This window comes from Streptomyces sp. NBC_00659, from assembly GCF_036226925.1.
Classification (GTDB): Bacteria; Actinomycetota; Actinomycetes; order Streptomycetales; family Streptomycetaceae; genus Streptomyces.
This window is the reverse complement of sequence record NZ_CP109031.1, coordinates 1,787,688-1,807,413: the sequence shown is the minus strand read 5'-3', so window position 1 is coordinate 1,807,413 and position 19,726 is coordinate 1,787,688. Positions and strand designations below refer to the sequence as shown.

Annotated in this window: 22 protein-coding genes and 1 riboswitch; of the genes, 10 read left to right on the top strand and 12 right to left on the bottom strand. The window is 71.5% G+C overall.

Annotation, left to right across the window (positions count from 1 at the left end; all coding sequences use genetic code 11):
- Positions 1 to 28 precede the first annotated feature (28 nt).
- Both OG410_RS07690 and OG410_RS07685 read right to left on the bottom strand, forming a co-directional pair.
- Entirely contained in the window at positions 29 to 2,596 is a 2,568-nt protein-coding gene (locus tag OG410_RS07690; RefSeq protein WP_329298439.1) for an ABC transporter permease, read from the bottom strand.
- Between the two features lie 7 nt (positions 2,597 to 2,603).
- Entirely contained in the window at positions 2,604 to 3,560 is a 957-nt protein-coding gene (locus OG410_RS07685) for an ABC transporter ATP-binding protein (protein ID WP_329298438.1), read from the bottom strand.
- A 287-nt stretch (positions 3,561 to 3,847) separates the two neighbouring features.
- Between OG410_RS07685 and OG410_RS07680 the strand changes: the two genes are divergently transcribed.
- Together OG410_RS07680 and OG410_RS07675 are read left to right on the top strand one after the other, a co-directional pair.
- Entirely contained in the window at positions 3,848 to 4,087 is a 240-nt protein-coding gene (locus OG410_RS07680) for a toxin-antitoxin system HicB family antitoxin (protein ID WP_326789120.1), read from the top strand.
- Positions 4,088 to 4,091: 4 nt separating this feature from the next.
- Complete coding sequence (locus OG410_RS07675; RefSeq protein ID WP_329298437.1) at positions 4,092 to 4,466, top strand: fic family toxin-antitoxin system, toxin component; 375 nt, start codon at positions 4,092 to 4,094, stop codon at positions 4,464 to 4,466.
- Positions 4,467 to 4,499: 33 nt separating this feature from the next.
- Here OG410_RS07675 and OG410_RS07670 read toward each other — a convergent pair whose 3' ends face one another.
- The 4 genes from OG410_RS07670 to bioB form a co-directional block, all read right to left on the bottom strand.
- On the bottom strand, positions 4,500 to 5,189 hold the full coding sequence (locus OG410_RS07670) for a class I SAM-dependent methyltransferase (RefSeq protein WP_329298436.1): 690 nt from the start codon (positions 5,187 to 5,189) through the stop codon (positions 4,500 to 4,502).
- Positions 5,190 to 5,516: 327 nt separating this feature from the next.
- Positions 5,517 to 6,233 carry a dethiobiotin synthase gene (gene bioD / locus OG410_RS07665; RefSeq protein WP_329298435.1) on the bottom strand — a complete coding sequence of 239 codons (717 nt, stop codon included), beginning with the start codon at positions 6,231 to 6,233 and terminating at the stop codon, positions 5,517 to 5,519.
- A gap of 1 nt (position 6,234) precedes the next feature.
- On the bottom strand, positions 6,235 to 7,515 hold the full coding sequence (locus tag OG410_RS07660) for an adenosylmethionine--8-amino-7-oxononanoate transaminase (RefSeq protein ID WP_329298434.1): 1,281 nt from the start codon (positions 7,513 to 7,515) through the stop codon (positions 6,235 to 6,237).
- The gene (gene bioB / locus OG410_RS07655; RefSeq protein WP_329298433.1) at positions 7,508 to 8,755 is read right to left on the bottom strand and encodes a biotin synthase BioB; all 1,248 of its coding nucleotides are present in this window, start codon (positions 8,753 to 8,755) and stop codon (positions 7,508 to 7,510) included. Before bioB ends, OG410_RS07660 begins: the two co-directional genes overlap by 8 nt.
- A 170-nt stretch (positions 8,756 to 8,925) precedes the next feature.
- Here bioB and OG410_RS07650 point away from each other — a divergent pair, with 170 nt between their 5' ends.
- Complete coding sequence (locus OG410_RS07650; RefSeq protein ID WP_329298432.1) at positions 8,926 to 10,050, top strand: 8-amino-7-oxononanoate synthase; 1,125 nt, start codon at positions 8,926 to 8,928, stop codon at positions 10,048 to 10,050.
- A 66-nt stretch (positions 10,051 to 10,116) separates the two neighbouring features.
- On the opposite strand, the gene OG410_RS07645 is transcribed toward OG410_RS07650, so the two are convergent.
- Complete coding sequence (locus tag OG410_RS07645; protein ID WP_329298431.1) at positions 10,117 to 10,341, bottom strand: DUF397 domain-containing protein; 225 nt, start codon at positions 10,339 to 10,341, stop codon at positions 10,117 to 10,119.
- Between the two features lie 11 nt (positions 10,342 to 10,352).
- The gene (locus OG410_RS07640) at positions 10,353 to 11,210 is read right to left on the bottom strand and encodes a helix-turn-helix domain-containing protein (protein WP_329298430.1); all 858 of its coding nucleotides are present in this window, start codon (positions 11,208 to 11,210) and stop codon (positions 10,353 to 10,355) included.
- Between the two features lie 212 nt (positions 11,211 to 11,422).
- Between OG410_RS07640 and OG410_RS07635 the strand changes: the two genes are divergently transcribed.
- Entirely contained in the window at positions 11,423 to 11,881 is a 459-nt protein-coding gene (locus OG410_RS07635) for an ATP-binding protein (RefSeq protein ID WP_326789129.1), read from the top strand.
- 50 nt (positions 11,882 to 11,931) lie between these two features.
- On the opposite strand, the gene OG410_RS07630 is transcribed toward OG410_RS07635, so the two are convergent.
- Positions 11,932 to 12,894 carry a LysR family transcriptional regulator gene (locus OG410_RS07630; protein WP_329298429.1) on the bottom strand — a complete coding sequence of 321 codons (963 nt, stop codon included), beginning with the start codon at positions 12,892 to 12,894 and terminating at the stop codon, positions 11,932 to 11,934.
- 109 nt (positions 12,895 to 13,003) lie between these two features.
- Here OG410_RS07630 and OG410_RS07625 point away from each other — a divergent pair, with 109 nt between their 5' ends.
- Entirely contained in the window at positions 13,004 to 13,645 is a 642-nt protein-coding gene (locus tag OG410_RS07625) for a LysE family translocator (RefSeq protein WP_329298428.1), read from the top strand.
- A 70-nt stretch (positions 13,646 to 13,715) separates the two neighbouring features.
- Here OG410_RS07625 and OG410_RS07620 read toward each other — a convergent pair whose 3' ends face one another.
- The 3 genes from OG410_RS07620 to OG410_RS07610 all read right to left on the bottom strand — a co-directional run bounded on the left by OG410_RS07620 (position 13,716) and on the right by OG410_RS07610 (position 15,673).
- Positions 13,716 to 14,189, bottom strand: coding sequence for a C40 family peptidase (locus OG410_RS07620; RefSeq protein ID WP_329298427.1), 474 nt, complete (start codon positions 14,187 to 14,189; stop codon positions 13,716 to 13,718).
- A gap of 3 nt (positions 14,190 to 14,192) precedes the next feature.
- Positions 14,193 to 14,357, bottom strand: a riboswitch (cyclic di-AMP (ydaO/yuaA leader).
- Positions 14,358 to 14,724: 367 nt separating this feature from the next.
- Positions 14,725 to 15,030, bottom strand: a complete 306-nt coding sequence (locus tag OG410_RS07615) for a hypothetical protein (RefSeq protein WP_326789133.1) — start codon at positions 15,028 to 15,030, stop codon at positions 14,725 to 14,727.
- Between the two features lie 7 nt (positions 15,031 to 15,037).
- A complete protein-coding gene (locus tag OG410_RS07610; RefSeq protein ID WP_329298426.1) occupies positions 15,038 to 15,673 on the bottom strand; it encodes an ATP-dependent Clp protease proteolytic subunit in 636 nt (211 codons plus the stop codon).
- A gap of 186 nt (positions 15,674 to 15,859) precedes the next feature.
- Between OG410_RS07610 and OG410_RS07605 the strand changes: the two genes are divergently transcribed.
- The 5 genes from OG410_RS07605 (at position 15,860) to OG410_RS07585 (ending at position 19,578) form a co-directional block, all read left to right on the top strand.
- Positions 15,860 to 16,138 (top strand): type II toxin-antitoxin system Phd/YefM family antitoxin, encoded by a 279-nt coding sequence (locus OG410_RS07605; protein ID WP_329298425.1) that lies wholly within the window; start codon positions 15,860 to 15,862, stop codon positions 16,136 to 16,138.
- 422 nt (positions 16,139 to 16,560) lie between these two features.
- Positions 16,561 to 16,863, top strand: a complete 303-nt coding sequence (locus OG410_RS07600) for an urease subunit gamma (RefSeq protein WP_326789136.1) — start codon at positions 16,561 to 16,563, stop codon at positions 16,861 to 16,863.
- Positions 16,864 to 16,878: 15 nt separating this feature from the next.
- Positions 16,879 to 17,190, top strand: a complete 312-nt coding sequence (locus OG410_RS07595; RefSeq protein WP_329298424.1) for an urease subunit beta — start codon at positions 16,879 to 16,881, stop codon at positions 17,188 to 17,190.
- Positions 17,183 to 18,904 carry an urease subunit alpha gene (locus tag OG410_RS07590; protein WP_329298423.1) on the top strand — a complete coding sequence of 574 codons (1,722 nt, stop codon included), beginning with the start codon at positions 17,183 to 17,185 and terminating at the stop codon, positions 18,902 to 18,904. The genes OG410_RS07595 and OG410_RS07590 overlap by 8 nt, the downstream gene beginning before the upstream one ends.
- Positions 18,904 to 19,578, top strand: coding sequence for an urease accessory protein UreF (locus OG410_RS07585; protein ID WP_329298422.1), 675 nt, complete (start codon positions 18,904 to 18,906; stop codon positions 19,576 to 19,578). Before OG410_RS07590 ends, OG410_RS07585 begins: the two co-directional genes overlap by 1 nt.
- Positions 19,579 to 19,726 lie beyond the last annotated feature (148 nt).

The following is a 19,726-nucleotide window of genomic DNA, read 5'->3' as shown; positions in this document are numbered from 1 at the left end:
GCCCTGGTGGACCGGGGCGAGCCCGTGGTCACTCGTGGGCGATGGCCGCGAGCACATTCATGCGCGACGCGCGCAGGGCCGGAAGCAGCGCCGCGACGATTCCGACGACGGCCGAGCCGACCACGACCGCGACGATCGTCGTCCAGGGGACGGCGAGCGCCTCCATGCCCTGGAGCGCGAGCACCTGCTGCACGCAGACACCCCAGATGATCCCCAGCGCCAGCCCGAGGATCGCGCCGAACACGGCGATCACCACGGACTCCAGACGGATCATCCGGCGCAGTTGGCGCCGGCCGAGACCGATGGCGCGCAGCAGTCCGATCTCACGGGTGCGCTCCACGACGGACAGGGCGAGGGTGTTGACCACGCCGAGCACGGCGATGACGATCGCGAGCCCGAGCAGCGCGTACACGAGGTACAGCAGGACGGCGATCTGGTCGTGGACGAGCTTCTTGTAGTCGGCCTGGTCGCGGACCTGGACCTGCGGATACGGCTCCAGGGTCTTCTCCAGGCGGGGGCGCAGCCGGTCCGGGGCGGTGCCCGGGGCCGCGTTCACGTACAGCGACGAGTCCTGCCCGCCGGGCACGTACTTCTCGATCGTGCCGAAACCGAAGAAGAGTCCGCCCTGCATTCCGAACCCTCCGCTGCCGGCCTGGTCGGTCAGCGCGCCCACCGTCAGTTCGGTCTTGCGCCCTGCGGGGAACTCGACGGGAATCGTGCTGCCGACCCGCACGTCGTGATCCTCGGCGAACTTCGCGTCCATGGCGATGCGGCCCTCGCCGAGCGCCGCCGCCGTGTCACCCCGCGCGTACGTGATGTGGGCGACGTCGTCGAGCCGCGGATCGTAGGCCGCGGCGGTCGTCTCCACCCGCTTGCCGTCGGGCAGTTCGACCGCGACCGGGGTGAACCGCTGCCTGACGACCAGTCCGACCCCGTCGGTGGCGCGCACCTTGTCCGTGACCTCGTGCGAGAACGGCACGAAATTGGCGTTCTGGAGCACGAAGTCGGCGCCGAGGGTTTTGTCGATCTGCTGGTCGAAGGACTTGCTCATGGACGCGCTGGCCACGGACATCCCGCCGACCAGGGCAAGACCGACCATCAGGGCGGCGGCGGTGGCACCGGTGCGCCGTGGATTGCGCAGCGCGTTGCGCTGGCTCATCCGGCCCACCGGGCCGAAGATCGCCGGGAACGCGCCGCCGAGGACGCGGATCACCGGGCGGACGAGCAGTGGTCCGGCGATCACCGTGGCGATCAGTGTCAGGACGACACCGAGTCCCAGCAGTGAGGCCGCGGTCGAGGTCGTGGACGAGGCCGCGCATCCCGCGAGGGCCGCGGCCCCGGCCGCGCCGACGACGCCGCCCACCACGGCCCGTACCCGCAACGGCCGTCCCACGCCCGCGATTTCGGCGTCCGAGAGGGCCGCCATGGGGGAGACGCCCGCCGCACGCCTGGCCGGCAGATAGGCCGCGACGTACGTGACGCCGACCCCGACGACGTACGCCGCCACGGGGGTCGGCCAACCGATCACCATCTCCGTGGACTTGAGGTTCATGCCGAAGGCGGACATCAGCTTGATCAGCCCGACCGCCAGCCCGATCCCGGCCGCGAGGCCGAGTGTCGAACCGACCAGGCCGAGGAGCAGCGCCTCGGTGAGCACCGACCGGCGGACCTGACGCCGGTCGGCGCCCAGGGCCCGCAGCAGCCCGAGTTCCCGGGTGCGCTGGGCGATCAGCATGGAGAAGGTGTTGACGATGAGGAATATGCCGACGAGCACCGCGATCCCGGCAAAGCCGAGCATCACGTACTTGATCACGTCGAGGAATCCGCCGAGCGCCTCGGCGGAGGACTTCGCCTGCTCTTCGGCCGTCTTCACGTCGTAGGGCCCGCCGCCGAGTTCGGCGGAGACGCGCTGCTTGAGCGCCGCGTCGCCGACACCCGGCGCGGCGTCGACGGAGATGCTCGTGGCGGCGTCGGAGCGGCCGAGGAGCTTCGACTGCGCGGTCGGGGTGTCGAGGAAGACCAGCGCTGCACCGGGGTTGGTGGTGGTGAAGGTGGCGATCCCGACGATCCGCACCTCGAAGGAGCCGGGCTGCGCCTGCACCGTGAGGGTGTCGCCGATGCCGAGGTGCTTCTTGTCGGCGGTGTCCGCGTCGAGCAGTGCCTCTTCGCCGCCGTGCGGTTCGTGCCCGGAGGTCAGTTTCACCGGACTGCGTTCGGTGATCTCCCAGTTGGTGACGATGGTGGGGGCGCCGGTCGTCGGTCCGACCGACTTGTTCGCGCTGTCGACGACCGGGGCGTTCTCCACCGACGCGTCCACATGCGTGGCGGCGACTCCGTCCACCCCGGCGAGCCGGTCCGCGAGGGAGGCCGGAACGGTCTCGGTGGCGCCGGTCGGCAGTTGGGACTTCAGGTCGTTCTTGGGCTCCACGGTCACATCGGCCGCGGTCGAGGCGAAGAGCCGGTCGAACGTACGGGTCACCGTGTCCGAGAAGATGAGACTGCCCGCGACGAAGGCCACGGACAGCACGATGGCCAGGGCCGAGAGCAGCAGTCGCCCTTTGTGCGCGAGAAAGCTTCGCAGTGTCGCCTTGAGCACGACCGCCTCAGTCCTTGTCGGGGGTTACGTCACCGGAGCCACCGCCGGGAGCGGTGCCGCCGGGGCTGCCGTGGGCCGTGTCGCCGGCGGCGGGAGCCGTGTCGTCCGCGCCGTGGACGCCGGCCGCAAGACCCGCGTCGCCCTCGGACGCCGTTCCACCGGGCCCGCCGCGCCCGCCGTCGAAGGTCACCCGAACCGTGTCGAAACGCTTCATCCGCTCCAGTACCGCGTCTGCCGAGGGCCGCTCCATCTCGTCCACGATCCGCCCGTCCGCGAGGAAGAGCACCAGGTCGGAGTGGGCGGCGGCGCCGGGGTCGTGCGTGACCATGACGACGGTCTGGCCCAGCTCGTCCACGGCCTCGCGCAGGAATCCGAGGACTTCGAGGCCCGCCCGTGAGTCCAGGTTGCCGGTCGGCTCGTCGGCGAAGATCAGCTCGGGCCGGGAGGCGAGCGCCCGCGCGCAGGCGACGCGCTGCTGCTGTCCTCCGGAGAGCTGGGCGGGCCGGTGCTTCAGCCGGTCGCGCAGCCCGAGGGTGTCGATGACCTGGTCGAGCCACTTCTGGTCGGGCTTCTGGCCCGCGATGTCCATGGGCAGCGTGATGTTCTCGGCCGCGTTCAGGGTGGGGATCAGGTTGAACGACTGGAACATGAAGCCGATCCGGTCCCGCCGCAGCCGGGTCAGCTCGCGGTCCTTCAGCCCGGTGATCTCCGTGTCGCCCAGCCACACCTGCCCGGCCGAGACGGTGTCCAGGCCCGCCAGACAGTGCATGAGGGTGGACTTCCCGGAGCCCGAGGGGCCCATGACGGCAGTGAACCGGCCGCGCGCGATGTCCACGTCGACCGAGTCGAGGGCCAGTACGGCGGTCTCGCCGGAACCGTACGCCTTGGTCAGGCCGCGGGCGCGGGCGGCGATCCCGTCCCCCTCCGCGCGGCCCGGAATCTGCTCCGCAGCAGCTGTGGACAAGACCGCCTCCTCTGTGATGGATGGTCCGGACTCCTCGTCCGGCCCGAGCGTAGTGTGATCGGAGGCACACCCGGTATCCCCCCTAGGTGCCGCACCGTCTCCGTCCCAGGGTGTGCCCCTGATGTCGATGTAAGGGGCAATCTCCACCGAGGCTCTCCACCGAGGCTCTCCACCGTGGTCCACCGAGGTTCTCCACCCGGCTTCACACCCTGGCCGCGCACCCTTGGCTCTCCACCCTGGACCAGGCCCTCTTGCCGGTGCTAGCGATATCGCGCTAGCTTCGAAGGATGGCGAAGACTCAGCTGAACGTCCGGGTGGACGAAGGCACCGCGAGGGCCGCTCGGGAGCGCGCCCTGGAACGGGGGATGAGCGTGAACCGCTATATCGAGGAACTGGTCCGGCAGGACACCGGGGAAGTGGGCCACACCTTCGTGGAAGCCGCCGCCGATTTCATGAAGCAGTACGAGTCCGTCTTCGTCGAGGAGTTCGGCGCGGACCGCGAAGGCACCAGCGAAGGTCGTCGTTGATCCCTTGAGCAGTCTCAGAGTCGATCTTGCCTGGCTCCTCATGATCGCCGAACAGAAGACACCCGGAGACCCCCAGGTCACCGATTGGGGATCCCTCGTCGCCGCGGTCAGCCGGCACGAGGCGGAGATCCTCGGCATTCCCGTCTACGACAGCCCGCACGCCCGCGCCGCCGCGCTGCTCCAGCTCCTGCTGCACGTCCCGGCGCTCGAACGCTCCAACGCGATGTTCGCCTCGGCCGTCGCCTACGCCTATCTCGTCGCCAGCGGCCTGAAGGTCGTCACCTCGCCCGAACAGGTGCGGGAACTGGCCCGCCTGGTGAAGAGCGGCGAGGCCACCGTGCACGAGATCGCCGACGAACTGCGTCGCTGGAGTCTGTGACACCCGGTGTCCTGGGCGCCGGGGGTGCGCTCGTCAGTCGAGCGGCCGACGGGCCGTGCCCAGGACGCAGTACGACGTGGGCAGGCGTGGCCCCTTCTCCGGCATCAACAGCCGTCGGTACGGGCCCAGTTCGAACCCCGCCTCACGCAGTGCGGCGATCGGTTCGCGGGCCACGTGACAGCCGCCGCACAGCCGCGGCCACACCGTGGCGTCCAGGCCCCGCTGGACGGACCCCATGACCCGTCCGCCGCCCCGGCCGTGCTCGAAGAACCGCACCGTGCCGCCGGGGCGCAGTACCCGCCGCACCTCGGAGAGCGCCTTCGGTACGTCCCGCACGCTGCACAGCACCAGCGAGAGCACGGCGGCGTCGTAGGCCTCGCTCTTGACCGGCAGGGCCTCCGCGGCACCCGGGGCCACATCGACGGGCACCTCGCAGCGCATAGCCGCCTCCACCGCCAACTGCCGCAGCAGCCGCTCGGGTTCGATGGCGACGACCTCCGAGACGGTGCCGGGATAGTGGGCGAAGTTCAGGCCGTTGCCCGCGCCGATCTCGATCACCCGCCCGGACAGTCCGGCGAGCAGCCGTTCACGCAGCCGGCCGATCCCCATCCGGGTCTCGGCGCCGGTGCTGAAGCGGGCGTAGTAGCGGGCGAACACCGGATGGTGCACGGCGTGCGCGGAGACCTTGCCGGGGCCGGCCGGCCGGAGCGGCTTGAACGGCATTTCGGACCTCCCGGGAGACAGGGTTCACCGGGATTGTCCCCCCGGGAGGTCCACCGCACGCGCCGCGCGTCGCGTACGAGACGGGTTCACCCGACCGGGAACCCGGTCACGGCCGAACCCGCGGCGGTTGCCCGGTCACCGGTGACTGCCGGACGGACGCGCGACGCGCGACAACGCGGCGGTCGCCGGGTTACCCGTGACCGCTGACGGACGCGCGACGCGGGCCGCCGCGAGTGGTGTGTCGCGACCGGTGACGTGCCGATGGCTGGTGACGGGTGACCGGTGACGGGTCACCTGTCGCCGGTGACAGGGACGTGCGGCGGCGGCTCAGGCTGTGTGCGCCGCCGTGAAGACCCCGGCGTTCCAGCGTCCGCCCAGCCGGTGATCCAGCCAACTCGGCGCTCCGGCACGGAAGTCCGCGGGCGAGAGGCCACCCGCGCCCGCCGGGACCGCGCCCAGCAGGGGCGCCCCGGACACGGCCGGGAGGTCCGCGAGATTGCACCGCATCGCCAGATCGGGGGAGTCCGGCCAGCTCCCGATCACGACCCCCGCGAACTCCAGCTCCCGCAGCCGCAGTTCACGGGCCGTCAGTTCCGTCGTGTTGAGCGTGCCCAGCCCCGCGGAAGCGACGACCAGCACGGGTGCGTCCAGCAGCCGGGCCACGTCCGCTAGCGTCCCGTCCTCGTGGTCCATCCGGACGAGCAGACCGCCCGCGCCCTCGACCAGCACCAGGTCGTGCTCGGTGGCGAGCTTCGCCGCGGCCTCCGCCGCCGACTGCGGGGACACGGCCGCCAGTCCGGCCCGCCGGGCGGCCGTCGCGGGCGCCAACGGCTCGGGGTAGCGGCCCAGTTCGAGGGTCGTGACGGCACCGGCGAGCCGGGCCACCTCGTCCGCGTCGCCGCGCTCGTCCGGTCGTACACCCGTTTGCGCGGGCTTCAGGACGGCCACGGACCGCCCGGCCGCGAGAGCCGTGGCGGCGACGGCGGCCGTGACGACCGTCTTGCCCACCTCCGTGCCCGTACCCGTGATCACCAGTACCGTCATCTCAGCCCTCCCGCGCCGCCGCGCACACCGCGCGGGCGATCCGTGCCAGATCCGTGTCGCCGGTGACGTACGGCGGCATCGTGTAGACGAGGTCGCGGAACGGCCGCAGCCACACGCCCTCGCGCACCGCGGCCGCCGTCGCCGCCTTCATGTCCACCTCGTGGTCGAGCTGGACGACTCCGATCGCGCCGAGCACGCGCACGTCCCGGACGCCCGGCAGCGAGGCGGCCTCCGCGAGGCCCTCCCGCAGACCGGCCTCGATCCGCTTCACCTCGGTCCGCCAGTCCTGGCCCAGCAGCAGGTCGATCGAGGCGCACGCCACCGCGGCGGCGAGCGGATTGCCCATGAAGGTCGGGCCGTGCGCGAGCACCGGGACCTCACCGCGCGAGATGCCGTCGGCCACCCGCGAGGTGCACAGCGTCGCCGCCATCGTCAGATATCCGCCGGTCAGCGCCTTGCCGACACACATCACGTCCGGGGTCACCCCCGCGTGGTCCGCGGCGAACAGCTCACCCGTACGGCCGAAACCCGTCGCGATCTCGTCGAACACCAGCAGGACGTCGTGCTCGTCGCAGGCCTCGCGCAGCACCCGCAGATACGCGGGGGAGTGGAAGCGCATCCCGCCCGCGCCCTGCACCACCGGTTCCACGATGACGGCGGCGAGCTCGTCGGCGTGCCGCCCGACGAGTTCGCGCAGCCGGTCCGCGTACGACTCCTCGTACCCGGCCGGCGGCGCGTCGGCGAAGACCTGGCGCTGGAGCACGCCCTGCCACAGCTCGTGCATCCCGCCCTCGGGGTCGCACACCGACATGGGCTGCCAGGTGTCCCCGTGATAGCCGCCCCGCCAGGTCAGCAGCCGCTGCTTGCCCGGACGGCCGAGCGAGCGCCAGTGCTGGAGGCACATCTTGACGGCGACCTCGACCGCCACCGAGCCGGAGTCGGCGAGGAAGACGTGCTCCAGACCCTCCGGCGAGATGTCGGCCAGCAGCTTCGCCAGCCGGACGGCGGGCTCGTGGGTGAGCCCGCCGAACATGACATGGCTCATCCGCTCCAGCTGGCCGCGTGCCGCGTCGTTCAGGACCGGGTGGTTGTAGCCGTGGATGGCCGACCACCAGGACGACATGCCGTCGATCAGTTCGCCCGTGCCGTCGGCCAGCCGCAGCCGGACCCCGCTCGCCGACTCCACGACCAGCGGATCCTGGCGGCCGGGCATGGGCCCGTACGGATGCCAGACGTGCTGCCGGTCGAGGTCGAGCAGTTCCCGCACGGACAGCTCAGGCATTGGGCGCGAGGTCCGTTCCGGCACCGCGGCGACGCACGGAGACCAGGTCCGTACGGGCGTCGGCGGGCGCCTCGGCGACAGCCGCGGGCACCTCGGCCGGAGCCGCGGGCACGGAGCCGCAGACGCCGCCGCCCTCGTGGGTCCCGCAACCGGCCTCCGCGTGCGATCCGCACCCGGCGCCGTCGTGCGATCCGCACCCGGCTTCCGCGTGCGATCCGCAGCCGCCGCCCGACGGCGCGCGGTGCTCCGGCAGCGTCACCTCGCCCGCGTTCTCCACCTCGAAGCCGGCGTCCGCGATCATCTCCAGGTCGGCCTTGCCCGCCTGGCCCTCGCTGGTGAGGTAGTCACCGAGGAAGATCGAGTTGGCGAGGTGCAGGGCCAGCGGCTGGAGCGTGCGCAGATGCACCTCGCGGCCGCCCGCGATCCGGACCTCGACGTCCGGGCACACGAAGCGGACCATCGCGAGGATCCGCAGACAGCGCTGCGGGGTGAGGTTCCACTCCTTGGCGAGCGGGGTTCCCTCGAACGGGATCAGGAAGTTCACCGGAACGGAGTCGGGGTCGAGCTCGCGCAGCGCGTACACGACGTCGACGAGGTCCTCGTCCGACTCGCCCATGCCCGCGATCAGACCCGAGCAGGCGGACAGCCCCGCCGCGTGCGCCTTCTGGACGGTGTCCACCCGGTCGGCGTACGTGTGGGTGGTCGTGATCTCCCCGTACGTTCCCTCGGACGTGTTCAGGTTGTGGTTGTAGGCGTCCGCGCCCGCCGCGCGCAGCCGCTCGGCCTGGCCGTCGGAGAGCAGGCCGAGGCAGGCGCACACCTCGACGTTCTCGTTCTGGTCCTTGATCGCCTTGATCGTGTCGGAGACCCGGTCCACGTCACGGTCCGTAGGGCCGCGCCCGCTGGCCACCAGGCAGACCCGCTTGGCGCCACCGGCCAGCCCGGCCGCCGCGGCACGGGAGGCCTCGTCGGGCTTGAGCCAGCTGTACTTGAGGATGCCGGCCGTGGAGCCCAGACGCTGCGAGCAGTACGAGCAGTCCTCCGGGCACAGGCCCGACTTCAGGTTGACGAGATAGTTCAGTTTCACCCGTCGCCCGAACCAGTGACGGCGCACCTTGCCGGCCGCGGCCACCACGTCGAGTACGTCGTCGTCGGAGGTGGCCAGTACGGCCAGCGCCTCGTCGCGGGTCGGCAGCTCGCGCCGAAGCCCCTTGTCCACCAGCGTGTTCAGCAGGTCCATGAGGTCCGATCCTGGCCTATGCGACCGCTTCCGGCCAAGGAGAGTTTGCACAACAGAGATGGTTCGACGTGTGGGTATTGCCACATCATGGGCCCGCGGAGCGACCGCTAGGGTCTGTGCACTGCCTACAAAACACCGCCACCGCGCATGCGGCGAGACCCGGAGGACACATGGCGTTCGGCTGGATCGACGAGCAGGCCGAGGCGCGCCGCAGGGCCGGACTCGTACGAACGCTGCGCCCGCGTCCCGCGGACTCGCCGCTCCTCGACCTCGCGAGCAACGACTACCTCGGGCTCGCTCGCCATCCTGAGGTCACCGAGGGCGCCGCCCGTGCCGCGCGTACGTGGGGCGGCGGCGCGACGGGCTCCCGGCTCGTCACCGGCACCACCGAACTCCACGGCGAGCTGGAACGCGAACTGGCCGACTTCTGCGGCTTCGAGTCCGCGCTGGTCCTGTCCTCGGGCTACGCGGCCAACCTCGCCGCCGTCACCGCGCTCGCGCCGCACGGCTCGCTGGTCGTCTCCGACGCCGGCAACCACGCCTCACTGATCGACGGCTGCCGGCTCGCCCGCGGCACCACACAGGTGGTCTCCCACGGGGACCCCGACGCCGTGCGCAAGGCGCTCGGCACCCACGACGGACCCGCGGTCACGGTCTCCGACACGGTCTTCTCGGTGGACGGCGACGCTGCCCCGCTCGCCGAACTCGCCCTGGCCTGCCGGGAGTACGGTGCCGGACTCATCGTCGACGACGCGCACGGGCTCGGTGTCCTGGGCCACGGCGGCAGGGGCGCTCCGCACGCCGCGGGGCTCGCGGGGGACCCGGACGTCGTCGTGACCGTCACGCTCTCCAAGTCGCTCGGGAGCCAGGGCGGCGCCGTCCTGGGCCCGGCGGCCGTCATCGACCATCTGATCAACGCGGCGCGCACCTTCATCTTCGACACGGGTCTGGCGCCCGCGGCGGCGGGCGCGGCGCTGGCGGCGCTGCGGCTGCTGCGCCGTGAACCGGAGCGGGCGGAGCGGGCGCGCGAGGTGGCCAGGGCACTGCATACGCGGCTGACGGCGGAGGGCCTCTCCGCGGTGCGACCGGACGCCGCGGTCGTCTCCGTGCGGGCACCGTCCCCCGAACGGGCGGTGCGATGGGCGGCCGACTGCCGCGAGGCGGGCCTCGCTGTCGGCTGTTTCCGTCCCCCGTCGGTGCCCGACGGTGTTTCGCGACTGCGGCTGACGGCCCGCGCGGACCTCACCGAGGAGCAGATCGAGCACGCGGTGGACGTGATCAGCCGGAACCGGTGAACCGGTGGAGCGATCGGCCGGTGATCCGCCGGCCGGTGATCTGTCGGAGCGGTGAACCGTGCGGGGTCAGTCCAGCCCGGTGATGAACCCCTTCCAGACGTCCGGGGTGAACAGCAGGGCGGGTCCCGCCGTGTTCTTGGAATCGCGCACCGCGACCATTCCGGACCAGGGTCCGGTGCTCGGGCGTGCTGTCTCGACGCAGTTGTTCATCCCGGTACTGCGGCTGCTGCGCAGCCATCGCACAGGGTGCAGTGAAGTGCTGGAAGGTACGTACCGAGGCATTGCTGGCATGACGTGCCTCCTTACGCGCCGTCACCTATCGCGGCGATGTAGTCCAACGAGTCCTCGGGCGAAAGGGCGTGGAACTGAAGAGCGTTGAAGGCCTCGGTGTAGGCCTGGAGGTCTTCTTTCCGTTCGAGATAGAGGCTACTCGTCAAGTGGTCGAGAACAACCACATCCAGATCGGTTGTGTTCGGAAATGAGAAAATAACGAAAGGCCCGGTAACTCCGATGTGTGCCCCGGCGGCGAACGGCAGTACCTGAAGCCGTACTTGGGGCAGGACGGCGGCCTCCCGCAGCCGCCGCAGTTGGCTCGCCATGACGTCGGGGCCGCCGACCTCCCGCCGCAACACCGCCTCGTCCAGGACGGCGGACAGCTCCAGCGGCGGGTTCGACCGCAGGACGTCCTGCCGGGCCAGGCGCACCTCGACCAGGGCGTCGAGCTTGCTCTCCTCCAGACCGTCCACGGCGGCCCGCGTGACCGCGCGGGCGTACTCCGGCGTCTGCAGCAGTCCGGGTACGACAGAGGTCTCCAGAGTGCGCATGGCGCTGGCGCCCGACTCCAGGCTGATGAAGTCGCGGTAGGCGGGCGGAAGCACACCGCGGTACGCGTGCCACCAGTGGTGGCGCCCGTTGCCCTCGGATCCGGCCAACACGACGAGAAGTTCACGCAGTTCGGGATCATCGACGCCGTACGCGCGCAACAGGCGCTCCACATCGGACGGTTTCACCCCGCTGGTACCGGTTTCGATGCGGCTCACCTTCGACTGGTGCCAGCCGAGCAGGCGGGCCGCCTCACCGCTCGTGAGGCCCGTACCCGCGCGGAGCGCGCGCAGTTCGGCACCGAGCTTGCGGCGGCGCACCGCGGGACCGTGCTGCATGGCTGTTCTCCTTACTCCTTCCAAGTCGCCCGAATATGCTCTGCCGACGCAGAGTTCACCGCATCGAGCGACAGATATATGCATTAGTCGGTGGATCGCACCCGCGACCGGCCCGGTAATGGCAGTCTGGCGCAAGCACCAGTCCGGGACCGTACTCGAACCATCCGCTCGGTGTCGGGCTCCGGTCCCGTGGGAAAGGGACGAACGTCGCCATGGCAGACCATCAGGAAGCATCCGTCACCCTGCCGAGCGAACCGGTCTCGGTTTCCGTGGCCCGTAAATTCGTCGCCGAAGTGCTGTCCGAATGGGGCCTGCCGGGCGACTGCGAAGTCGCCGAGACCGTCCGTCTGATCGTGTCCGAGCTGGCCACCAACGCCGTCCAGCACACGTTCGGGCAGTCACCCACCTTCACGGTCGGCGTGCGTCTCGACCGGGAGGAGCGTCTGCGTATCGGTGTCACCGACAGTCATCCGCGCTTTCCGAAGCGGCTCCCCGCGGCCGTCCAGCAGGACAACGGCCGCGGCATGGTGATCATCCGCTGGCTGGCCGCCGAGTGCGGCGGCAGGCTCACCGTCGTGCCGACCCGGGAGGGCGGCAAGACGGTCTCCATCGAACTCCCGTGGACGGTCCCCGTCCAGCCGGTGCCGGCCGGGTGGCCGGAAGAGCCCTAGCGGGACCCCGGGATCGACGCAGACCTGACGGAGTCGTGCCAGGAGGCGTACTAGAGGATGTCGTCCCGTCGTCCCTGGCTCTCCGGACGGCCGGAGAGCCGGTGTCTTCCGGCTCGCCCGAACGCCCCGCGCAGCAGGGCGCGGAACGCGTCGGCCGCGGGGACCGTGACATCCGCCCGGTGGGCGACCGAGATCGTGCGGCGCAGGTCTCCCGGCTCCAGCAGCCGGGCGCTCACCGGCGTCGCCGCGGTCGCCGCCACCATCTCGGGCACGACCGCGACCCCGAGCCCGGCACTGACCAGCGCGCACACCAGGGCGTACACCGGTGTTTCGACGAGCACCGCCGGTGTCGCCCCCGCCCGGGCGAGCGCGGCCTCCACACCCTGCCGGGAAGGGTGGTGCGGGGCCATGCTGATCAGCGGCTGCCCGGCGAGTTCGGTGAGCGGCAGCCGTGCCGTACCGTCCGCGAGGAGGTGGCCGGGAGCGGTCACCAGCACCAGTTCCTCGACGAGGAGCGGCTCGACGCCCACGGACGACGGCACCGGCACCGGCGCGGCGGGCCGGTAGGTGTGCGTGAGGGCCAGGTCCACCTCGCCTGCCGCGACCGCCGCGATCCCGAGCGGGGGCTCGTAGTCGGCGACCGCGAGCGCCACGTCCGGGTGGGCCCGGCGGAAGGCGCTGAGCACCGGCGGCAACAGATGGGTGCCCGCCGTCTGGAAGGTGCCGAGCCGCAGCGTGCCGCCCGACAGTCCCGTCAGACCGGCCAGTTCGTGCCGGGCCAGTTCCATCTCGTCGAGGACCCGGCGGGCTCGTACGACCAGCAGTTCTCCCGCGTCGGTGAGCCGCGTTCCGCGATGGGAGCGCACGAGCAGCGTCGCCCCCGCCTCCCGCTCCAGCTTCGCCACCTGCTGGGACAGTGCCGGCGGGGTGTATCCGAGGCGCTCGGCGGCCCGGGTGATCGACCCCGCCTCGGCGACCGCCACCAGCGCCGCGAGCCGTGTCGGGTCGTACATCGCGGCCTCCCCGGACCGGTGGCACCCCGCCCGGTCTAAACGATTGCTTAAGGCCCGCCCAGGATATTCGACATACCTGCTGAAGGCCCGCTCCGGGCAGCCTGGACGCATGGACGCACAGCTCATCGCCTTCACGGGCGTCGCCGCGGGGATGGTCGCCATGCCGGGCGCGGACTTCACCGTCGTCGTACGCAACGCCCTCGTCTCACGCCGAGCCGGAGTCGCCTGCGCCCTCGGCATCGCGGGCGGCCTGCTCGTCCACACCGCGCTCGCCGTCGCCGGGGTCGCCGCGGTCCTCACCGCCGTGCCCACGCTGTTCCGGACGCTCCAGCTGCTCGGCGGCGGCTATGTGCTGTACCTGGGCCTGCGCACACTCCACTCGCTGTACCGTCCGCGCGGCGTGGCGGCTGACGGACCGGCGGTCGAGGGGGCCGTGACCGAGGGGGTGGGCCCGCGTCCGCTGCGGCAGGGATTCGTCACCAACGTGCTCAACCCGAAGGCGCCCGTCACCTTCCTGAGCCTGCTGCCGCAGTTCGTGCCCGCGGGCAGCGCGGTGATGCCGCGGACGCTGCTGCTCGCGCTGATCGTGGTCGTCCTGGCCCTGGTGTGGTTCCCGGCGGTCGCGCTCCTGGTCGACCGGCTCGGACGGTGGCTGCGCGGGCCGCGTGCCGCGCGCGCCGTGGCGGGGGCCACCGGCGGCGCTCTCACCGTTCTGGGCGTCGTCCTGGTGCTGGAGCCGCTGAGGAGCTGAGAGGGCGTCGGGCGGCCCGTGGAGGGCCCGCTCCGGGGCGGCGGCGCGTGCCGCCGCCCCGGGCGAAAGGTCAGCCGACCCTGCCGTACCAGACGCTTCTCGTCCAGATCTTCTGGAGCTTCACGACTTCCCCGGTCTTCGGAGAGTGCCAGATCTTCCCCTTCCCGGCGTAGATACCGACGTGGTACACGTTCCGGCCGGAGTGGAAGAACACGAGGTCACCGGCCTTGCGGCGCGAGGCCGAGACGTGGTGCGTCTTGTTGTACTGGGCCGCGGCCGTACGAGGCAGCTTCTTGCCCGCCTTCTTGTACGAGTAGAGCGTGAGCCCGGAGCAGTCGAAGCGGTGAGGTCCCGTGGCGCCCCACTGGTAGGGGGAGCCGTGCTTCGACGCCGCGACGTGGAGTGCCCTCGTCGCAAGGGTGGCCGCCTCGGCGTCCGGCGCGGCGCCGGGTACCACGAGGCTGCCGCCCACCGCGGCAAGAGTGAGGGCCGAGGCCGTACCGGCCCGGGTCCACAGCGACGGGACACGATTGAGCGCAGTCATGCGCAACCCTTCGTCAGCCGCCTGTGAAGGATGACCTGTCGGATTCGGGCTGGCGAAGTTGCCCGGCCGCAGCTGCGGCTTCACCCCAAGGACCGCCCGGAACTGTTCCGGCGGCCCGTCTAGCTGGGTCCTCCACTCCTGCCGATCCACATCTGTCGACCGGGCATCCGGGCGGCGGCAGGACTCGGCGTCCGCCCGGACCGCCCCGCCGCTGTGGCGGGGGCTTGTCGTCGGAAGGGATCTTGACCCATGGGAGTCGGAAAATCCGAGCGGAAACGGTGTTTTGTGGGCTTACTCACCACTCACCCGTTCGAGTGAACACCCCTCCGTTCGAGCACGTGTTGGGGACGCCGATGAGGCCCGCACCTGCGACGACGGTCCTCATCCGGCCTTCGGATGCCGCGTGTTGCGCAACTCGGAGGGGTCGTAGAAAGGTTGGGCGAATACGCCAACGGGGGGTACACCATCCGGTCCGTTTGAGTCGTGGTCCGGACGTCGGCGGCCACGGCGCGACCGGCCTTCTGGTGCGGGTCCGTCAACTGCCGGACTCGGGCGGCACGGTGACCCGGTTCGCCCGCCGCTCCCCGTCGAGCACCCGCAGGGCCTGGGCCAGCGTCGGGGCGTGCACCTCGCTCTCGCCCCGCTGGTGCATCAGCGCGAGAGCGTCCCGCAGGGCCGCCGCCTTGCCGACCAGTGCCTGAGCCGCCCTCAGGCCGCGATAGGTGTCTCCGGGACGGGACGGGTTGATTCGGCCGATCAGGTCGACCACGTCGAGATAGCGGTCGATCAGCTCGGCCTCGGCGCGGGTCAGCGCGGGCAGCGGGGGGAGGTCCGGGATCATCGGCCGCTCACCTCGCGCCGGGCGTCTCGCGCGAGGCCCTGCGGCTCGGGACGATCCGGTCGATCAGCCCGTAGGCCAGCGCCGCCGGAGTGTCGAAGATCTTGTCCCGCTCGATGTCCGCGGCGACCCGCTCCGGGCTCTGCCCCGTATGCCGTACGAGCATGTCCTCGAGGATCTCGCGGGTGCGCAGCAACTCCCCGGCCTGGATGACCAGGTCGCTCGTCTGCCCCTGGACCGGCTCCGGGACCGACGGCTGGTGCAGGAGGACGCGCGCTCCCGGCAGGGCGAGCCGCTTGCCCGGGGCGCCGCCGGCCAGCAGGACGGCCGCGGCCGACGCCGCCTGGCCGAGGCAGACCGTCTCCACGTCGCAGGTGACGAACCGCATCGTGTCGTAGATCGCGGTCATCGCGCTGAAGGAGCCGCCCGGGGAGTTGATGTACAGCGAGATGTCCTGCTCGGGCGCCTGGTGTTCGAGGTACATGAACTGCGCCATCACGTCGTTCGCCGACGTGTCGTCGATCGGTGTCCCGAGGAACACGATCCGCTCGCTGAGCAGCTTCGCGTACGGATCCAGGGTCCGGTGCCCCGAGCTCGTGCGTTCGGTGAACTCCGGCAGGACATGGCGGGCGGACGGGCTGTGCATGGCACGCCTCCTCGGATCGACGTCTGTAAAAAATGTACAGGACGTACGCCTCTGGGGAAGAGGGGCATGCTGAGAGCGAAATCGGCCCTGCCCCTGTCCGGGGACCGTCCGAGCGGTGCCGTACGCCGCCGGACGGGGGATCCCGGGCCCCGCGGTGTGCCGGAGGCCCGGTCTAAGCTGGACGTCATGGCCTACGAGATTCCGGTGACGCAAGCCAGGGCTGAGCTCGCCGAACTGATCAACCGCGTCGTGTACGGCGGTGAGCGCGTCGTCGTGACGCGGCACGGCAAGCCGCTCGTCGCCCTGGTCTCGGCCGCCGACCTGGAGCGCCTCGAAGAACTCCCGGAGCCCGCGGACGGCCAGGTGATCAGCTCTCTGTCCAGCGTCCGGGAGGTGGCGTCGGCGCCCCGCGAGCGCCAGCGGTTCGGCATCGCGGCGGAGCACCGGGGGCCCAGCGCTTCCTAGGGACCCTGGCGGCCCCGGCGGCCCTGTCGGCCACGCCTGCCCGTCGAAGCGTGTGCCCGGGCGCCGCGACGGGGCGAACGCCGCCTGTCGGGGCACGGGCCGCCGACGCGACCGCGGCTGTGCCGTCACCGGTCGGCGGGGAGGCTCCCCGCGAGTCGCCCGGTACGCCGTATACGGTCCTGCCCCCGACGGCCTCACGGTGTCCAGGGGTGCCGCCGTGGCCCGGTCGGGCGGAACGGGGCAAGCGGGGCGGCATCGCGGACCAGAGGGGTCCACCCTGCCCGGCCCGGAAGGGATCACCGGCTGGTTAACGTCCTCGAAACTCCGGCCAACTAGCGTGCGCATCCACGCCACCAGGGGTTTTGGTGGCTGCGGCCACCGGGCCCCGCACGGTCCGGAGCGAGGATGTGAGGTGGGACGCCGTGCAACTGACCCCGCACGAGCAGGAGAGGCTGCTGATCCATGTGGCGGCCGATGTCGCCGAGAAGCGCCGGGCCCGCGGACTGAAACTGAACCACCCCGAGGCCGTCGCCCTGATCACGTCGCACATCCTCGAGGGCGCCCGTGACGGCCGTACCGTCGCCGAGCTGATGTCCTCCGGGCGCAAGATCCTGACCCGGGACGACGTCATGACAGGCATCCCCGAGATGATCCACGACGTCCAGGTCGAGGCGACCTTCCCGGACGGAACCAAGCTGGTCACCGTCCACGACCCGATCGTCTGACGGAGGGCAAGCGCCGTGATTCCCGGAGAGTTCCTCTTCGCCGACGAACCCGTCGTGTTCAACGAGGGCCGTGAGGCCACCCGGCTGACCGTTCTCAACGCCGCCGACCGCCCCGTTCAGGTCGGCTCCCACTACCACTTCGCCGAGGCCAATCCCGGTCTGGACTTCGACCGCGCCGCCGCGCACGGCAAGCGGCTCAACGTCGCCGCCGGGACCGCCGTGCGCTTCGAGCCCGGGATCCCCGTCGAGGTCGAACTCGTCCCGCTCGCCGGCGCCCGTGTGGTGCCCGGACTGCGCGGGGAGACCGGAGGTGCCCTCGATGCCTGAGCTCTCACGTGCCGCGTACGCCGATCTGTTCGGTCCGACGACCGGCGACCGGATCCGTCTCGCCGACACCGACCTGCTGATCGAGATCGAGGAGGACCGCAGCGGCGGGCCCGGTCTCGCCGGTGACGAGGCGGTGTTCGGCGGTGGCAAGGTCATCCGCGAATCCATGGGCCAGGCACGCGCCACGCGTGCGGACGGCACCCCGGACACCGTCGTCACCGGCGTCGTGATCGTCGACCACTGGGGGATCGTCAAGGCGGACGTCGGCATCCGCGACGGCCGGATCGCCGGCATAGGCAAGGCCGGCAACCCGGACACCATGGACGGGGTCCATCCCGACCTGGTGATCGGCCCCGAGACGGAGATCATCGCGGGCAACGGGCGGATCATGACCGCGGGCGCCATCGACGCCCACGTCCACCTGATCTGTCCGCAGATCGCCGACGAGGCCCTCGCCTCGGGCATCACGACGCTCGTCGGCGGCGGCACGGGTCCCGCCGAGGGCTCCAAGGCGACCACCGTCACCCCCGGACCCTGGCATCTGGCCCGGATGCTGGAAGCCATGGAGGGGTACCCGCTCAACTTCGGTCTGCTCGGCAAGGGCAACACCGTCTCGCACGAGGCGATGTTCTCGCAGATCCGGGGCGGCGCCCTCGGCCTGAAGATCCACGAGGACTGGGGCTCGACGCCCGCCGCGATCGACGCGGCCCTCACCGTCGCCGACCGCACCGGCATCCAGGTCGCCATCCACACCGACACACTGAACGAGTCCGGGTTCGTCGCCGACACCCTCGCCGCCATCGCCGGACGCGGAATCCACGCGTACCACACGGAGGGTGCGGGCGGCGGGCACGCGCCGGACATCATGACCGTGGTCTCCGAGCCGTACGTCCTGCCCAGCTCGACCAACCCGACCCGGCCCTACACCGTCAACACCGCCGAGGAACACCTCGACATGCTGATGGTCTGCCACCACCTGAACCCGGCGGTGCCCGAGGACCTGGCCTTCGCCGAGTCCCGCATCCGGCCGTCCACCATCGGGGCCGAGGACATACTCCACGACCTCGGCGCCATCTCGATCATCTCCTCGGACTCCCAGGCCATGGGCCGCGTCGGGGAGGTCATCATGCGGACCTGGCAGACGGCCCATGTGATGAAGCGGCGCCGGGGCTCCCTGGCGGGTGACGGCCGCGCCGACAACCACCGCGTACGTCGCTATGTCGCCAAATACACGATCAACCCGGCGCTCGCGCAGGGACTCGCCCGCGAGATCGGCTCGGTGGAGACCGGCAAGCTCGCCGACCTGGTGCTGTGGGAGCCCGCGTTCTTCGGGGTCAAGCCGCACCTCGTCATCAAGGGCGGAATGATCGCGTACGCGCAGATGGGCGACGCCAACGCGTCCATCCCGACACCGCAACCGGTCCTGCCCCGGCCGATGTTCGGGGCGATCGGGCGGGCTCCGGCCGCGAACTCCTTCAACTTCGTGGCACCGCTGGCCATCGAGGACGGGCTGCCGGAGCGGCTCTCGCTCGGCAAGCGGTTCGTCGCCATCGAGTCCACGCGGGCGGTGACCAAGGCCGACATGCGGGAGAACGACGCACGGCCCGACGTGCGGATCGACCCCGACAGCTTCGCCGTGCACATCGACGGGGAGCTCGTCGAGGCGACTCCCGCCGCCGAACTGCCCATGGCCCAGCGTTACTTCCTCTTCTGATGTCCCGGGCAGCACTCCTCGTCCTGGCCGACGGCCGCTTTCCCGCCGGAGGGCACGCGCACTCCGGCGGGGCCGAGGCGGCCGTCAAGGCCGGACGGATCACCGGGGCGGCGGACCTGGAGGACTTCTGCCGGGGCCGGCTGCACACGAGCGGACTCGTCTCGGCCGCGCTGGCCGCGGCGGCCGTACTCGGGGTCGATCCGGTGGCCCTGGACGCGGCCGCCGACGCCCGTACGCCCTCGCTCGCCCTGCGGGTCACCGCGCGGCGGCTGGGACGGCAGCTCGTGCGGGCGGCCAGGGCGACCTGGCCCTCTGCCGAACTCGACGCGCTGGCGCGGGAGTTCCCCAAGGGGGCGCATCAGCCGGTCGTGCTGGGCGTGACCGCGCGGGCCGCCGGACTGGGGCCCGAGGACGCCGCGTACTGCTCCGCGTACGAGTGCGTCAGCGGGCCCGCGTCGGCGACGGTGCGGCTGCTGAGCCTCGACCCGTTCGACGCGACGGCCGCACTGGCCCGGCTCGCACCGGAACTGGACGTCGTCGCCCACGCGGCGGCGAGTGCGGCACGGCGGGTCCTCGACGACGGCGTCGAGGCGCTTCCCGCGGCGTCGGCACCGCTGCTGGAGATCGGCGCGGAGGCGCACGCGGCCTGGCCGGTGCGGCTCTTCGCCTCCTAGCGGACGCGGGCTCTCGGGCCCCTCGGGAGCCCGCCGACCGTCCCGCCGCCGGCTCCGGGCTCCCCAGGGGCTTCGCTTTGCGGACGTTCGCGGGACGTCACGCTCAAGGAGCAAGGAGCAAGGAGCAAGGAGCCCGGCAGCGGCCCGA

Bases quoted from the DNA above. Each gene is read 5' to 3' on its own strand.
- OG410_RS07630 (WP_329298429.1), bottom strand. From the start codon at position 12,894: ATGTACGACCCGACACGGCTCGCGGCGCTGGTGGCGGTCGCCGAGGCG.
- OG410_RS07635 (WP_326789129.1), top strand. From the start codon at position 11,423: ATGGCAGACCATCAGGAAGCATCCGTCACCCTGCCGAGCGAACCGGTC.
- bioD (WP_329298435.1), bottom strand. From the start codon at position 6,233: ATGACGGTACTGGTGATCACGGGTACGGGCACGGAGGTGGGCAAGACG.
- OG410_RS07605 (WP_329298425.1), top strand. From the start codon at position 15,860: ATGGCCTACGAGATTCCGGTGACGCAAGCCAGGGCTGAGCTCGCCGAA.
- OG410_RS07660 (WP_329298434.1), bottom strand. From the start codon at position 7,515: ATGCCTGAGCTGTCCGTGCGGGAACTGCTCGACCTCGACCGGCAGCAC.
- OG410_RS07610 (WP_329298426.1), bottom strand. From the start codon at position 15,673: ATGCACAGCCCGTCCGCCCGCCATGTCCTGCCGGAGTTCACCGAACGC.
- OG410_RS07670 (WP_329298436.1), bottom strand. From the start codon at position 5,189: ATGCCGTTCAAGCCGCTCCGGCCGGCCGGCCCCGGCAAGGTCTCCGCG.
- OG410_RS07625 (WP_329298428.1), top strand. From the start codon at position 13,004: ATGGACGCACAGCTCATCGCCTTCACGGGCGTCGCCGCGGGGATGGTC.
- OG410_RS07640 (WP_329298430.1), bottom strand. From the start codon at position 11,210: ATGCAGCACGGTCCCGCGGTGCGCCGCCGCAAGCTCGGTGCCGAACTG.
- OG410_RS07680 (WP_326789120.1), top strand. From the start codon at position 3,848: ATGGCGAAGACTCAGCTGAACGTCCGGGTGGACGAAGGCACCGCGAGG.
- OG410_RS07590 (WP_329298423.1), top strand. From the start codon at position 17,183: ATGCCTGAGCTCTCACGTGCCGCGTACGCCGATCTGTTCGGTCCGACG.
- OG410_RS07615 (WP_326789133.1), bottom strand. From the start codon at position 15,030: ATGATCCCGGACCTCCCCCCGCTGCCCGCGCTGACCCGCGCCGAGGCC.
- OG410_RS07645 (WP_329298431.1), bottom strand. From the start codon at position 10,341: ATGCCAGCAATGCCTCGGTACGTACCTTCCAGCACTTCACTGCACCCT.
- OG410_RS07620 (WP_329298427.1), bottom strand. From the start codon at position 14,189: ATGACTGCGCTCAATCGTGTCCCGTCGCTGTGGACCCGGGCCGGTACG.
- OG410_RS07585 (WP_329298422.1), top strand. From the start codon at position 18,904: ATGTCCCGGGCAGCACTCCTCGTCCTGGCCGACGGCCGCTTTCCCGCC.
- bioB (WP_329298433.1), bottom strand. From the start codon at position 8,755: ATGGACCTGCTGAACACGCTGGTGGACAAGGGGCTTCGGCGCGAGCTG.
- OG410_RS07650 (WP_329298432.1), top strand. From the start codon at position 8,926: ATGGCGTTCGGCTGGATCGACGAGCAGGCCGAGGCGCGCCGCAGGGCC.